The organism is Nocardia sp. 852002-20019_SCH5090214 (assembly GCF_001665865.1).
Lineage (GTDB): Bacteria > Actinomycetota > Actinomycetes > Mycobacteriales > Mycobacteriaceae > Nocardia > Nocardia nova.
The window spans coordinates 163993-178192 of sequence record NZ_LZMK01000021.1; the positions used below are offsets into that span (position 1 = coordinate 163993).

Genomic DNA, 14200 nt, shown 5'->3' on the forward strand with positions numbered 1-14200 from the left:
CGATGTCATCGGCAATCGAGGTCCGGAAGCTGCACAAGCATTTCGGATCGGTACGCGCCCTGGACGGCCTCGACCTCGAGGTCGCCGAGGGAGAGGTGCACGGCTTCCTCGGGCCCAACGGGGCCGGCAAGTCGACCACCATCCGCATTCTGCTCGGCATCCTGGCGCGCACCTCGGGGCAGGCCCGGGTGCTCGAGCGCGATCCGTGGACCGATGCGGTCGAGTTGCATCGCGATATCGCCTACGTTCCGGGCGATGTCACGCTGTGGCCGTCGCTGTCTGGCGGGGAGACGATCGATCTGCTGGCGCGGATGCGCGGCGGCATCGATACCGCGCGCCGCGCCGAGATGATCGAGCGTTTCGAACTCGATCCGCGCAAGAAGGCGCGCGCATACTCCAAAGGCAACCGGCAGAAGGTCGCACTCGTCTCCGCGTTCTCCTCGAACGCGCGACTGCTGTTGCTCGACGAACCGACCTCGGGCCTGGATCCGTTGATGGAACAGGTCTTTCGCGAATGCGCGCGAGAGGCGGCCGAGCGCGGCGCTACCGTGCTGCTGTCGAGCCACATCCTCTCCGAGGTGGAGGCGCTGTGCGATCGGGTCACGATCATCCGCGCCGGTAAAACCGTCGAGAGCGGCACTCTGGCCGAGATGCGTCATCTCAGCCGCACGTCCATCAAGGCCGAACTCATCGGCGACCCGGGCGATATCGGCGCCATCGCGGGCGTCGAGGACGTCACGATCGAGGACCACACCCTGCACTGCCAGGTCGACAGCGAACATCTCGGCGAACTGATCCGGGTGCTCGGCGCCGCCGGAGTGCGCAGCCTCGTGAGTCAGCCGCCGACGCTGGAAGAGCTGTTCCTGCGCCACTATTCGCTCGACGGCGACGCGCCGGCCGATGCCCGGCGACCCGCGCACACCTCCGCGTCGCGAGACGAGCAGGCATTGAGCGAGGCGACGAAATGACCACCGCGACCCTCGACCGCCCGCACGGCGGATTCGCCGAACGCTCCACTCGGTCCTCGGATTTCACCGGCACCGGGCAGCTGCTGCGCCTGTATCTGCGGCGGGACCGCATCGTATTGCCGCTGTGGGTGCTGCTGCTCTCGGCGCCGCTGGGCAGCGTCTACGTCTCCAGCGTGAAGAATCTGTACTCGTCGCCGGCCGATCTGCAGAATTTCGCGCACACCATCCTGTCCAGTCCGGCGCAGCTGGCGTTGTACGGCCCGATCTACAACACCAGCATCGGTGCGGCCGGCGTGTGGAAGGCAGGGGCGTTCTACACCCTGATCGGCATCGCTACCATCCTCACCGTCATCCGGCACACCCGCGCCGAGGAGGAGACGGGACGCGAGGAGCTGCTCGCCTCGACTCGGGTGGGCCGCTTCGCCGCCCTGACCGCGACCCTGCTGCTGACCTGTGCCGCCTGCGTGGCGGTCGGAATCGTCGCGACGCTGAGCATCGCCTCGGCGGGAGTGCCGTTCGACGGCTCGCTGGCCTTCGGCGCGGCGCTGGGGGCCTCGGGCATCGTCTTCGCGGCCGTCGCCGCGGTCGCCGCGCAGCTGAGTGCGAGTGCCCGGCTGGCCCGCGGCATCGCGCTGGCGGTGCTCGCGGTGACCTTCACCCTGCGCGCCATCGGTGACGCGCGGGCCGGAGACGGTCCGACCGACATCCTGACCTGGCTGTCGCCGCAGGGCTGGTCGCTGCAGGTCCGCCCCTTCGCGGGCGATCGCTGGTGGGTGCTGCTGCTGCATGCGGTGACCACTGTCGTGCTGGTCGCGGTCGCCTACACGCTGCTGCGGCGGCGCGACATGGGGGCCGGACTGATCGCCGACCGGCCCGGTCCCACCGCCGGATCGGCCCTGCTGAGCGGGCCGTTCGGGCTGGCCTGGCGGTTGCAGCGCGGCACTCTGGCGGCGTGGACGGTCGGGCTCGCGCTCTACGGCCTGATCATCGGCAGCGTGGTTCACGGCATCGGCGACGAGATCGGCTCCAGCCAGACCGTCCGCGACATCATCGCCCGGCTCGGCGGTTCGCAGGGGGTGGAACAGGCCTTCCTGAACACCGCCTTCTCGATGGTCGGCCTGGGCGCGGCGGCCTTCTCGATCTCGGCCGCGCTGCGGATGTACGCGGAGGAGAGCGACGATCGCGCCGAAACCGTGCTCACCGGCGCCGTCGGCCGAATTCGCTGGGCCGCAAGCCATCTGATCTTCGCCTTCGGTGGTCCGGTGGTGGCGCTGTTCGCCTCCGGCGTGATCGGCGGCCTGTCCTACGGGATCGCCGCGTCGGATATGGGCGGCAAGTTCCCGCAGGCGCTGGAAGCGGCGATGATCCAGATTCCCGCGGTGTGGGTGTTCACCGCGATCACCGTGCTGCTGTTCGGACTGCTGCCGCGCTGGACCCCGGTGGCGTGGGGTGTGTTCACCGCGGGGGTGGCGATCTATCTGCTCGGCTCGATCTCCGGTATGCCGCAATGGGTTCTGGACCTCAACCCCTACGGTCATCTGCCGAAACTGCCGGCGGAGGACTTCCGCGCGATGCCGGTGATCGTGCTGCTGGTGCTCGCGGCGGTGATCACCGCGGTCGGACTCGCGGGCTGGCGCCGACGCGATCTGCGCTGATCCGCAAGGTATTTCGCCGCCCGGTCGCTCCTCTCCCGGAGCGCCGGGCGGCACTTTCCGTGGCCGGGACCACCGGACTGCCGATACCATTGGCACAGTGGGTAATTCGGCGGTACCGGGAGGCGGGGAGTGTACGAGCGCGGAATCCTGATCGAGGTCGCGCCTCGCGGGTGGCTGGTCCTGGCTCTCGTCAGCCTCGGCGCGGCGGTCTTCGTGGCACTGCTGGTGATGCTGCTGGTCAGTGACGACAAGTTCGACGATCCGTCGAGATATCCGAGAGTGCCGCACGGTACCTGTGCGCCGTTCTGCTACACGCCGGAAAGTCCGGGCGTCACCGAACCGGCCCCGCCGCCGCAGTATCCGATGCCGGGCCGCTGAGCCGGTTGCTCACCCCGACATCGGGGGCTCAGACCCAGACGCCCTTGCCGACGGTGACCACGCCGCCGTTGCTCACCGCGAACCGCTCGCGGTCGCGGTCCAGATCGACGCCGATGATCTCGCCCTCGCCGACCATCACGTTCTTGTCCAGGATCGCGCGCCGCACCACTGCGCCGCGGCCGATCCGCACTCCGGGCATCAGCACACTGCCCTCCACGGTCGCCCCGTCCTCGATGAACACATTCGAGCTCAGCACCGAATTGCGGACCGTCGCCGCGGACAGGATGCTGCCCGCGCCCACGATGCACTCCTGGGCGAGCCCGCCCTGCGCGAATTTCGCCGGTGCCAGATTCTCGGCCGTGCCTCGAATGGGCCAGTGCTTGTTGTAGAGATTGAAGATCGGGTGCACCGAGACCAGATCCATATGGGCCGCGTAGAAGGCGTCGATCGTCCCGACGTCGCGCCAGTAGCCGCGGTCGCGGTCGGTGGAACCGGGAACGTCGTTGCGCGCGAAATCGTAGACACCGGCCTGCCCCTGGGAGACCAGCGCCGGGATGATGTCGCCACCCATGTCGTGATCGGAATCGACATCGTCGGCATCGGCGCGGATCGCGTCGACGAGCACCTTCGTGGTGAAGACGTAATTGCCCATCGAGGCGAAGGTCATATTCGGATCGTCGGGTGTGCCGGGCGGATGGACCGGTTTCTCCAGAAATTGCGTGATGCGGCCCGATTCGTCGGAATCGATACAGCCGAAGGCGCTGGCCTCGCTGCGCGGCACCCGGATCCCGGCCACGGTCACCCCCGCACCGGAATCGATGTGATGGGCGACCATCTGTTCGGGATCCATGCGATAGACGTGGTCGGCGCCGAACACCACGATGTAGTCGGGGTCCTCGTCGTAGATCAGATTCAGCGACTGCATGATCGCGTCGGCGCTGCCGGTATACCAACGCGGTCCCAGCCGCTGCTGGGCCGGGACCGGAGTGATGTATTCGCCGCCGAAGCCGGACAGCCGCCAGGTCTGCGAGATGTGCCGGTCCAGGGAATGCGATTTGTACTGGGTCAGCACACAGATGCGCAGATAACCGGCGTTGACGAGGTTGGAGAGGACGAAGTCGATCAGGCGGTACGCGCCCCCGAACGGGACCGCCGGCTTCGCGCGGTCCTTGGTGAGGGGAAAGAGTCGTTTGCCCTCACCACCGGCTAGCACTACTCCGAGTACGTGCGGCTGGCTCCTCACGGAATTCAACCTACCGTCCCAGGCCACGGCGTGTCCGATGCCGGTTCACTCCGGCGTGGCCGGGCAGGTGTGGTGGGGCGGGGGCGTACCGATTAGGTTGGACCGGTGAGTTTCGCGGATGGCGGCCGCGAGCCGATATCGCCTGCCGACCCCGACCGGCTCCGGGTCGCGATGTTGACCCGCGAATATCCCCCCGAGGTGTACGGCGGGGCCGGAGTACACGTGACCGAACTGGTCCCGCAGTTGCGCCGGCTGTGCGACGTGACGGTGCACTGCATGGGCGCCGAACGCGGTGATGCGGTGGTCCATCAGCCCGATCCGATGCTCTACGCCGCCAATTCCGCCCTGCAGATGATGTCGGCGCAGTTGCGCATGGCCGATGCCGTCGGCGCGGTCGACGTGGTTCACTCCCACACCTGGTACACCGGGCTCGGCGGACATCTGGCCGCGAGTCTGTACGGCATCCCGCACGTCCTCACCGCGCATTCGCTGGAACCGCGCCGGCCGTGGAAGGCCGAACAACTGGGCGGCGGTTACCGGTTGTCGTCGTGGTCGGAGCGCACCGCCATGGAGAATGCCGATGCGGTGATCGCGGTCAGCGAGGGCATGCGCCACGATGTGCTCGATGCCTACCCGACCGTCGACCCCGGGCGAGTACACGTCGTGCACAACGGGATCGACACGCGGGCCTGGTTCCCGGGCGGGCCGGTGCCCGAGGCCCGCGATGTCCTCGCAGAATTGGGGGTACGCGACGATGCGCCGATCGCGGCGTTCGTCGGCCGCATCACCCGGCAGAAGGGGGTCGCCCACCTGCTCGCCGCGGCGCGCGATATCGACCCGGGGATTCAGCTGGTGCTGTGCGCCGGCGCACCGGATACGCCGCAGTTGGAGGCCGAGGCGGCCGCGGCGGTGCGCGAACTCGCGGCGACACGCGGCGGCGTGTTCTGGGTCCGCGATATGCTGCCGACCGAGCAGGTGCGCCAGATCCTCTCCGCCGCAAGCGTTTTCATCTGCCCCTCGGTGTACGAGCCGCTCGGGATCGTGAATCTGGAGGCGATGGCCTGCGGTACCGCGGTGGTCGCCTCGGACGTCGGCGGGATTCCGGAGGTGGTTCTCGACGGGCAGACCGGACGACTGGCGCATTACGACCCGCAGACGCCGCGCGACTTCGAACGAGACCTCGCCGACCTGGTGAACGACCTCGCCGGGGACGCGGAGACCGCGGCGCGGTTCGGGGCGGCCGGCCGGGCACGCGCGACGGCCGAATTCAGCTGGGCGCAGGTCGCCGCCCGCACGACCGACCTCTACGACCGCATCCGCAAGGGCTGACGGCCGGGCAGGCAACGGTCGGCGGGCCGTAGCGCCCAGGACGTGACGGTCAGCGCGGTCATGACGCTCAGAATCCCGACCTCCGCGCGGGCGTAACCGGTGACCAGATGTGAGGCGATCGCGCCGGTGTAGACGAAAAACGTTCCGGCATAAGCCCATTCCTTGCACAGCGGGAGCCGGGGAGCGGCCAGCACGATCGCGGCCGGGATCTTCCACACGCCGAGCAACACCAGGAAATAGCGTGGGTACCCGAGCTGGGTGACCACATCGGTCACGAACGGGATGCGGGCGAGATCCCAGACGCCGCCCACCCCGGCCTCGGCGACAATGGCCGCGGTGGCGACCCGATAACCGACGGTGCGGTAGCGGCCGTCGGCGATCGCGAGCACGGGTGGGCGGGCAAGGCGTCCGATGGTGCCGGCCGACGTGGTCGTACCGTCCGGCGCGGAGCGGGAAAGACTGCGCATGGCTGCCTCCTGGCTGATGATGGTGAGTGGTCGCACTGATACGGCCACACTTGATACGGCGTAGCGCGTGGCGAGGATGTGACCGGCGTGAGCGAGCGCGAGCAGGCCCTGCAACGGCTGCACGACCAGCGGCCGCGATTACGGGCGCTCGCGCACCACATGCTCGGCTCGGCGTCCGATGCCGAGGATGCCGTCCAGGAGACCTGGCTGCGCGTGCATCGCAGCCCGCCCCGCACGGTCGGCAACCTCGATGCCTGGCTCACCACGGCTGTGGCGCACACCTGCCTGGATCTGTTGCGCACCCGACGGTCTCGGCCCGAACAGCCGAGCGGCACCCAGCTGCCGGATCCGCTGCTCGTCGCCGCCGACGGTCCCGCGGCGCCGGAAGAGCAAGCGCTGCTGGCGGATTCGGTGGGCCTGGCGATGCAGATGGTGCTGTCACAGCTGGAGCCGGCCCAACGTATCGCCTTCGTCCTGCACGACAGCTTCGCGGTGCCGTTCGATCACATCGCCGCGCTGTTGGACCGGACCCCGGCCGCCACCCGCCAATTGGCCAGTCGCGCTCGTCGCCGACTGCGGGCCGCGCCGACACCCGACGGGGAACTCGCCGACCAGCGGGCGGTGGTGGAGGCGTTCTTCGCCGCCGCCCGCCGTGGCGACTTCGAGGCTCTGGTGGCGCAGCTGGCCCCGGAGATCGCGCTGCGCGCCGACGCCGGTGCGGGAGTCGGTTGGGAAATTCACGGCCCGCGCGACACCGCCACCCGCGCCCTGCTGTTCGCCCGGCCGTCCTCGGATGTGCGGCCGGTGCTGGTGAACGGCGCCGCCGGTGCGGTGATCATGTTCGACGGGCAGCCCGGGGTGCTGCTCGCTTTCACGGTGACGAACGGACGCATCGCGGAGATCTACGTCTATGCCGACCGGGAGCGGGTTGCGGCCTTCTTCCGGTGAGCAGGGTGGCCGCCGGTCAGCGGTGGTAGGACGCGACGGTGACCGAGGCCGTCACCGGCATCGCTTCGGGGAGGCCGGCGATCAGGTCGTCGCGGGATGCGGCGGCGTGATGAGCCGACGGACCCATGCCGACCACATTCGCGATCGCGGCGTGATCGAGGGTCATCTCGTATTCGACCGTGACGCGTCCGGCGGGCCGGAAATCCGCGGACAGCGCGTCGGTCAGGCGCGCGTCCTTGTCCGTCTGCACGCCCACCATGTCCAACGGGGCGATAAGTTCGGCCAAGTGGCGCGGCGTGGGTGTGACGACCACGAAGGCGCCGCCGGGGCGCAGCACCCGCGCGACCTCGGCCGGATTGCGCGGCGCGAAGACGCACAGCACTTGGTCGAGCGCACGGTCCCGGATCGGCAGCCCCCGCCAGACGTCGGCGAGGATCGACGCCGCACGCGAATGGGCGCGAGCGGCCCGGCGCGCCGCCGGTTTCGAGACGTCGAGTGCGATGCCGTGCGCGTCGGGCGCCGCCTCCAGCCCGGCGGCCAGGTAGTAACCGGTGCCGGCGCCGATTTCGAGGATCGTGCCGGTCGGTGCGCCGTCCGCGACGACGTCGGCCGTCGCGCGCGCGATCTGGTCGAAATGGCCCGCGCTCTGGAATCGCGCGCGGGCGTCCAGCATGTCGGCGGTATCGCCGGTCATCTTGGTGGCGGCGCCGGTCAGCAGGCTGACGTAACCCTGTTTGGCGATGTCGAAGCTGTGGCCCGCCTCGCACATCAGGCGACGATCCCGGAGCTCGACGCCCGCACGACATTCCGGGCAGGCCACCGCGGATGCGATCGCGGCCAAGGACGAGGCGTGGTCTGTGGGCGGCTCCGGCGTCGTGCCGGGTGCCGCCTGCCGTGTTCCGCGGTTCGGTCCGGTCATGTGATCCGCCGGGCATTCTCGGCCGCACGGCCGAGGAGGCCGACGCGACGGGCGCAGATCCAGCCGGTGACCCGGCCGGATCTGCGCGCGCGGGTTCGCGCCGGCAATTTCATCACCGGTGTATTTCGTTGGGTCGAGCGGCTAGCTGGTGACCGCGGTGAGCTCTTTACCGAGAGCTGCCGCTTCCTCCGGCGTGAGCTCGACGACCAAACGCCCGCCACCCTCGAGTGGAACCCGCATGACGATTCCACGCCCTTCCTTGGTTGCCTCGAGGGGACCGTCCCCGGTGCGGGGCTTCATGGCCGCCATCCTCTGCTCCCTCCAGATCCGCGCGGTCTGCTGCGCACTTCTCGGAACTAATGTGTTGTCACCAACAGGCAGCCGCCGGACGCGACAGGCATGTCCGGTTGGGCTGCACCACGCCTATTCTTCCTTATCAGCGAACCGGCCGGGTACCTGAGTTCGAAAACCGACCGGCGTGGCGCGTGATCAACGCCGCAGATCGACCCAGCAATCGGCCAGATGGTCATCGACCATTCCGGTCGCCTGCATCAATGCGTACGCCGTGGTCGGACCTACGAACCGGAACCCGCGCTTCTTGAGTTCTCTTGCGAGAGCGACGGATTCGGGTGTGACGGCGGGCACGTCGGACAGTTCGCGCGGGCGCGGGCGAGCGGGCGGCGCGAACGACCAGAGCAGCTCGTCCAGCCCGGGGCTCAACTCCCGTGCAACCCGGGCATTGGCGACACACGCAAGGATTTTGGCGCGATTGCGCACGATGCCTGGATCGGCCAGGAGCCGCTCCACATCGTCGTCCCCGAATTCGGCCACCCGGTCGATGGCGAATCCGGCGAAGGCCGCCCGGAACGCCGGCCGCTTGCGCAGGATCGTGATCCAGGAAAGCCCGGACTGGAACGCCTCGAGACACATCCGCTCGAACAGCGCGTCGTCGCCGTGCAGCGGCCGGCCCCACTCGGTGTCGTGATAGTCCCGGTAGAGCTGCGAGGACTGCGACCAGCCGCAGCGCACCTTCCCGTCGTCCACCACCGCCTCGACGCTCATCGAGGCCCTCCGGCGGCCGAAGGGGGGTCTCCCGGTAACGGCGGCGGCGCCCAGCCGGTCGCGGGTGTCTCCGTCGCCGGGGCGAATCCGGTCGTCGAGTCCGGCCCGGGGGGAGCGATGTAACCGGTGGTTCCGGCCACTCCCGCTTCGCTCGTGGTCTCCGACTCGGGGCGGGCGGTCGTCGACCGGTCGGTCGGCGCCACCCCGTCGTGCCCGGCGGAAGCCTGCGGGGTGGTGCCCTGCTCGACGGAGCCCGATGCCGCTGCTTGCGCGGCGGCGTCGGTCGGTGAAGCGACACCGACCGTGCCGGGGGCCTGCCCGATGCTGCCCGGCTCACCGACAGTGGACCCGGTGGGTGTGGCGGCGTGAGGGCCCGCGACGGTCAAGGCGGTACCGATGGCCGGTGCATATCCGTTCACCGGGTAGCCGGTTCCGGGGAGGGCGGTGCCGGTGGGCATTCCCGCCCCGGCGGGCAGGCTGCCGAAACCGACGCCGGGGGCGAAGCCCGCGCCAGAGGTGAAGCCCGCGCCCGGGGTCAAGCCCGCGCCAGGGGTAGGTCCCGCCCCGGGGGTGAAGCCGGCGGCGGGGGTGAAGCCGGCGGCGGGGGTAGAGCCCGCGCCGGGTGTGAAGCCTGCGCCGGGGGCAGAGCCGGTGCTGGAGGTGGAGCTCGCGCCGAGGGTGAAGCCGCTGCCGGAGCTATCGGCAGGAATCTGACCGGTCGCACCGCCGACAGCCGGGGTACCCGGACCGGCCGGAGCCGGTCCGCCCAGGCCGTTGGGATTCGCGCTGCCGGGACCGGCGAAGGTGGCGCTGCCGGGACCGGCGAAGGTGGCGCCGCCGGGACCGGCGAAGGTGGCGCCGCCGAAGAAGGTTCCGGTGCTGAAGTTGGTGGTCGTGGCGTTGCCGGCGGCCGGGGGCGTGTCCGTGGGAGGGAGCGTGGTTCCCGTATTCGGTTGCGCCGGTGTGATTTCGGGTTCTCCGGCGGCGGATGGGTAGGTGCTGCGGCTGCGCTCGAGTTGCATTTCCAGCTCGTCGATCCGGGCGGCCAATCGGCTCAGCGCCCAGTCGACCTCGCCCGCCTTGTATCCCCGGAACACCTGCTGGAACCGCAACGCGCGCACATCCGAGCCGCGAATACCCGCGGCGGGCAGCACCGTCACCGTTGTCCCCTCCGGCAGCGGCCCCAATTCCTCCCCGCGCCCGAACACCGCACTGGCCACCAGGAACAGCAACGCGGCCACCAAGCCGACGATGAGCACGTACAACAGCAGCGTGAGCATAGGTCGAGCTTAGGTGGCGACACCGACAGCGATCTCGGCAGCTGTGGCGGGCCGGTACCGCCCTACAGGTGACGGGTGGTGTCGATGCCCAGCGACATGCCCGCCAGCCCGCGGCGGCGCACCGCCAATTTATCGGCGATCCCTTGAAGGGCCTGTGCCGCGGGGTTTTCCGGGTCACTCAGCACGATCGGGGTGCCCTCGTCACTGGCCTCGCGCAATTCCTGGGTGATCGGGATCTGGCCGAGCAGTGGCACCTCGGCGCCGACCGCGCGGGTGAGCCGGTCGGCGACGGCCTGGCCGCCGCCCGACCCGTAGAGCTCCATGCGGGATCCGTCGGGCAGATCCAGCCACGACATGTTCTCCACCACACCGGCGATGCGCTGGCGGGTCTGCAGGGCGATGGCCCCGGCCCGTTCGGCGACCTCGGCGGCGGCGGGCTGCGGCGTGGTCACCACCAGGATCTCGGCGTTGGGAATGAGCTGAGCGATGGAGATCGCGACGTCACCGGTGCCGGGCGGCAGGTCCAGCAGCAGCACGTCCAGATCGCCCCAGAACACGTCGGCCAGGAACTGCTGCAGCGCCCGGTGCAGCATCGGGCCGCGCCACACCACCGGGGTATTGCCCTGGGTGAACATGGCGATCGAGATGACCTTCACGTCGTGGGCGACCGGCGGCATGATCATCCGCTCGACCTGCGTGGGCCGCTGGTCCGTGCCGAGCATGCGCGGTACGGAGTGGCCGTAGATATCGGCGTCCAGGACGCCGACCGACAGACCGCGCGCGGCGAGCGCGGCCGCGAGATTGACCGTGACGCTCGACTTTCCGACACCGCCCTTACCGGAGGCGACCGCGTACACGCGGGTCAGCGATCCGGGCTGGGCGAACGGGATCACCGGGTCGGCGGAATCGCCGCGCAGCTGCTTGCGCAGTTCGGTGCGCTGCTCGTCGCTCATCACATCGAGGTCGACGGTCACGGCACCGACGCCCGTGACGTCGGCTACCGCCTTGGTGACCATCTCGGTGAGCTTGGTGCGCAGCGGGCAGGCCGCGGTCGTCAGATAGATCTCGACGTGCACACTGCTGTCGTCGCGGACCGAGACGCTCTTGACCATGCCGAGTTCGGTGATCGGCTTGCGGATCTCCGGGTCGTCCACCTTTGCGAGCGCGCCCCGCACATCCGTTTCCGTAACCACTGGCATAGCCGTGAGTCTAGCGACCGGAGCGACGGGGCCGGAGGCGGCAGCCTGCGTAACCCCGGAGGCCGCCGCGTAGGTCGCCATAGACACAGCGACCGGAGCGACGGGGCCGGAGGCGGCAGCCTGCGTAACCCCGGAGGCCGCCGCATAGGTCGCCATAGACACAGCGACCGGAGCGACGGGGCCGGAGGCGGCAGCCTGGCCCCGTCACTGTCCGGCTCAGATTCGCGGCAGCTGGCTGGGCTTGGGCGCCACACCCGTGCGGTACGCGACCTCCCATGCCATCACATTGGCGACGTAGGCCATCGAGTTGTTGTAGCGCATGATCGCCTTGGACTGCTGCGACAGATCCGTCATGTTCAGTCCGCCCGAGCAGAGGTAGTTGCCCGCGGTCAGGGCGGCGTCGAACAGATTCTGCGGATCGGCGATGCCGTCGCCGTCGCCGTCTCCGGCGAATTTGCGCCACGTCTCGGGCAGGAACTGCATCGGGCCGACCGCCCGGGTGAAGCCCTGCATACCGCCGTCGAGGTCGTCGCCGTTCGCGTGCACGACGTTGTTGCCCGCCAGGCTGCCGTCGAGAACGGGCCCGTAGATCGGGTCGAGCGCGACGCCCTTGGAATCGGCCTTGCCGTAGGCGTGATGCGATTCGACCTGTCCGATACCGGCCAGCACCGACCACGGCATGTGGCAGTCCGGTTCCTCCTGGGCCAGAATGCGTTCCGCGTTCTGGTAGGCCGCGTAGGCGATGCCGGGCATACCGTTCGGTCCCGGCGGCAGATCGGCGGCGACCCGGCCTTCCGGCTGCGCAACGGTTTTCACGATCGGCGGGCCGGGATGCTTTGCGGCGCGCATCATTTCGTCCGGCGCGGCCTGCTGGTCGACGGCCTGCTGGGCGTCCGGAGTGTGTTGCGGCAGAGCCACAGCGGTGAATTCGCCGGTGTTGACCTCGGCGGCAGAGGCGCCGACGGCGACGAGTCCCGCGGGGACGAGTCCGGTCAGAGCGATAACGGATCCGCGCCGGACAGGGGTGGCCGGCTGCTTACGGTGACGTCCCACGATGTGGTGACCCTCCAATGCTCGCTGTGAGCTTTTCGTGACACAACGAGAGCAGATTACCGCATCCGAGACCTTTTCGTTACTGCTTCGTGACCGCCTCTCCCGTTTACGCCGAAACCCCCGTCTCAGCGGGGGTTTCGGATCGGGCGAGGGTATCGAGCGACTACTACTGCGGCGGCGCCGGCGGACCGGGCAGGACGGGCAGCGGGACGACGATTCCGAACGGCAGCGTGATTCCCGGCTGCTGGGTCGGGCTCGGCGGCGCCGCCGGTGCCGGCGCGGCAGCCTCCGGGCCGGGTTCCGGTGTCTTGGAAGGCGTTTGCGACTGCTGCTCGGGCGCGGCCGGTGCCGGCGCCCCGTCCGGCTGTGCCGGTGCCCCGGGCTGGCTGCCGGGCGCCGGCTGGCCCTGCGGCTGCGTGCACGCCGGGGCCGCCGGCTTCGGTGCGTTCGGATCGGCCGGGGCCGCATTCTGATTCGCGGGCGCGTTCGGATCGACGGACTTGCCCTCGGCGGCCTGCGGATCGATCGGGCGCACCGGGTCGCCCGCCGCCCAGCGCTGAGTCTGCGCGGGTGCGGCCGGTTGTGCGGGTTGCCCGGGTTGCGGCATCGGCGCCGGTACCACGGCCGGGTCGCACGGATTCGGCTTCGGCGGCGGACAGAAGATGCCGCACGGGATCGGCGGCAGCCCCGGAATATTGATCATCACCTGGGTCGGCTGCTGCGGCGTCGGCGCGGTGGTGGTGGCCTGCGACGGCGGCGCGGTGGTGGTCGGAATGCTGCCGTTGGCGGCGAGGATGTCCGGGCCCGCGGGCGGGGCCTGCATCGTGCCCGGCGGAATCAGATCGGGCGAGATCTGCACCTGGGTCGGCGCGCCGCCGGTCTTGTAGGCATTGGCCCAGCTCAGCACGTTGGCGGCGTAGGCCATCGAGTTGTTGTAGCGCAGGACCGCGCGCAGTTCCTGCTGCGGGTCACGCAGATTCAGCCCGCCCGAGCACAGGTACTTGCCCGCGGCCAGCGACGCGTCGAAGACGTTGTTCGGATCCGCGACGCCGTCGCCGTTACCGTCGGACGCGTACAGCGACCAGGTGCCGGGCAGGAACTGCATCGGGCCGACCGCCCGCACGAAATTGCCGTCGGCGGCCTTGATGACCTCGTTACCCGGCAGCGTGCCGTCCAGCGACGGTCCGTAGATGGTGCCGATGGTCGTGCCCGCGGCGTCGGTGCGGCCGTGCCCGGCGTGATTGGACTCGATGCGCCCGATCCCGGCGAGCAGGCTCCAGCTGAGACCGCAGTTCGGCTCCGAGGACTGCAGTGTCAGTTCGGCATTGCGATAGGCGGCGAGCACGATCTCCGGAATTCCGAAGGCTCCGCTACCGCCCGGCAACGCGATGTCCTGCAGCGGCACGGTACCGCCGAACAACGGCGCCCCATCCGCGGGCGCCGTCATAGCTCTGAGTTTGCGAGGAGGTTCGGGAGCGGCCGGTACCAGCCCCACCGCCTCGGGGTCGGAGTTGCCGGCGTCGGTGGGGGAGCTTGCTGCCGCCAAGCGCGCCTCGGCCGTCCTGGGCGCACTGGTTCGCGCGGTCGTGTGCGCCGCCGAACCTGTAGCCATCAAACCCGCAACCACCAGCGCCGATACGGTAATCGGTCCAGATATTCGCATCGGCACAACCAATCCCCTCGTAGTCGTTGAGCGACC

General features: G+C 69.7%; 13 protein-coding genes and 1 pseudogene. 5 read left to right on the forward strand and 9 right to left on the reverse strand.

Annotated features, from left to right (window positions below; genetic code table 11):
• The first annotated feature begins 2 nt into the window (after positions 1 to 2).
• The 3 genes from A5780_RS02720 (at position 3) to A5780_RS02730 (ending at position 3001) form a co-directional block, all read left to right on the forward strand.
• Positions 3 to 968 carry an ABC transporter ATP-binding protein gene (locus tag A5780_RS02720; RefSeq protein WP_063012346.1) on the forward strand — a complete coding sequence of 322 codons (966 nt, stop codon included), beginning with the start codon at positions 3 to 5 and terminating at the stop codon, positions 966 to 968.
• Positions 965 to 2623, forward strand: coding sequence for an ABC transporter permease (locus tag A5780_RS02725; protein ID WP_082856866.1), 1659 nt, complete (start codon positions 965 to 967; stop codon positions 2621 to 2623). The genes A5780_RS02720 and A5780_RS02725 overlap by 4 nt, the downstream gene beginning before the upstream one ends.
• Positions 2624 to 2752: 129 nt before the next feature.
• Complete coding sequence (locus A5780_RS02730; protein WP_030514899.1) at positions 2753 to 3001, forward strand: hypothetical protein; 249 nt, start codon at positions 2753 to 2755, stop codon at positions 2999 to 3001.
• A gap of 28 nt (positions 3002 to 3029) precedes the next feature.
• On the opposite strand, the gene glgC is transcribed toward A5780_RS02730, so the two are convergent.
• Positions 3030 to 4244, reverse strand: a complete 1215-nt coding sequence (glgC, locus tag A5780_RS02735; protein WP_030514900.1) for a glucose-1-phosphate adenylyltransferase — start codon at positions 4242 to 4244, stop codon at positions 3030 to 3032.
• Positions 4245 to 4415: 171 nt separating this feature from the next.
• Between glgC and glgA the strand changes: the two genes are divergently transcribed.
• On the forward strand, positions 4416 to 5573 hold the full coding sequence (gene glgA / locus A5780_RS02740) for a glycogen synthase (protein ID WP_064902053.1): 1158 nt from the start codon (positions 4416 to 4418) through the stop codon (positions 5571 to 5573).
• On the opposite strand, the gene A5780_RS02745 is transcribed toward glgA, so the two are convergent.
• Positions 5549 to 6040: a DoxX family protein gene (locus A5780_RS02745; RefSeq protein WP_082940570.1), complete on the reverse strand. Its 492-nt coding sequence runs from the start codon at positions 6038 to 6040 to the stop codon at positions 5549 to 5551. The two genes, glgA and A5780_RS02745, sit on opposite strands and share 25 nt — an antisense overlap.
• A gap of 87 nt (positions 6041 to 6127) precedes the next feature.
• On the opposite strand from A5780_RS02745, the gene A5780_RS02750 reads away from it, so the two are divergent.
• Positions 6128 to 6988 (forward strand): sigma-70 family RNA polymerase sigma factor, encoded by an 861-nt coding sequence (locus A5780_RS02750; protein ID WP_064907631.1) that lies wholly within the window; start codon positions 6128 to 6130, stop codon positions 6986 to 6988.
• A gap of 16 nt (positions 6989 to 7004) precedes the next feature.
• On the opposite strand, the gene A5780_RS02755 is transcribed toward A5780_RS02750, so the two are convergent.
• The 7 genes and pseudogenes from A5780_RS02755 to A5780_RS02785 form a co-directional block, all read right to left on the reverse strand.
• Complete coding sequence (locus tag A5780_RS02755; RefSeq protein ID WP_369829503.1) at positions 7005 to 7757, reverse strand: methyltransferase domain-containing protein; 753 nt, start codon at positions 7755 to 7757, stop codon at positions 7005 to 7007.
• 291 nt (positions 7758 to 8048) lie between these two features.
• Positions 8049 to 8216, reverse strand: a complete 168-nt coding sequence (locus A5780_RS02760; protein ID WP_064902036.1) for a DUF3117 domain-containing protein — start codon at positions 8214 to 8216, stop codon at positions 8049 to 8051.
• A gap of 180 nt (positions 8217 to 8396) precedes the next feature.
• Positions 8397 to 8969 carry a DNA-3-methyladenine glycosylase I gene (locus A5780_RS02765; protein WP_030514905.1) on the reverse strand — a complete coding sequence of 191 codons (573 nt, stop codon included), beginning with the start codon at positions 8967 to 8969 and terminating at the stop codon, positions 8397 to 8399.
• 1006 nt (positions 8970 to 9975) lie between these two features.
• Positions 9976 to 10249, reverse strand: a pseudogene (locus tag A5780_RS02770) (DivIVA domain-containing protein); the annotation flags it as partial.
• A 62-nt stretch (positions 10250 to 10311) separates the two neighbouring features.
• On the reverse strand, positions 10312 to 11448 hold the full coding sequence (locus A5780_RS02775) for an Mrp/NBP35 family ATP-binding protein (protein WP_064907619.1): 1137 nt from the start codon (positions 11446 to 11448) through the stop codon (positions 10312 to 10314).
• Between the two features lie 216 nt (positions 11449 to 11664).
• Positions 11665 to 12501 (reverse strand): lytic transglycosylase domain-containing protein, encoded by an 837-nt coding sequence (locus A5780_RS02780; RefSeq protein WP_030514908.1) that lies wholly within the window; start codon positions 12499 to 12501, stop codon positions 11665 to 11667.
• Between the two features lie 166 nt (positions 12502 to 12667).
• Positions 12668 to 14113: a lytic transglycosylase domain-containing protein gene (locus tag A5780_RS02785; protein WP_231982808.1), complete on the reverse strand. Its 1446-nt coding sequence runs from the start codon at positions 14111 to 14113 to the stop codon at positions 12668 to 12670.
• Positions 14114 to 14200: the final 87 nt, after the last annotated feature.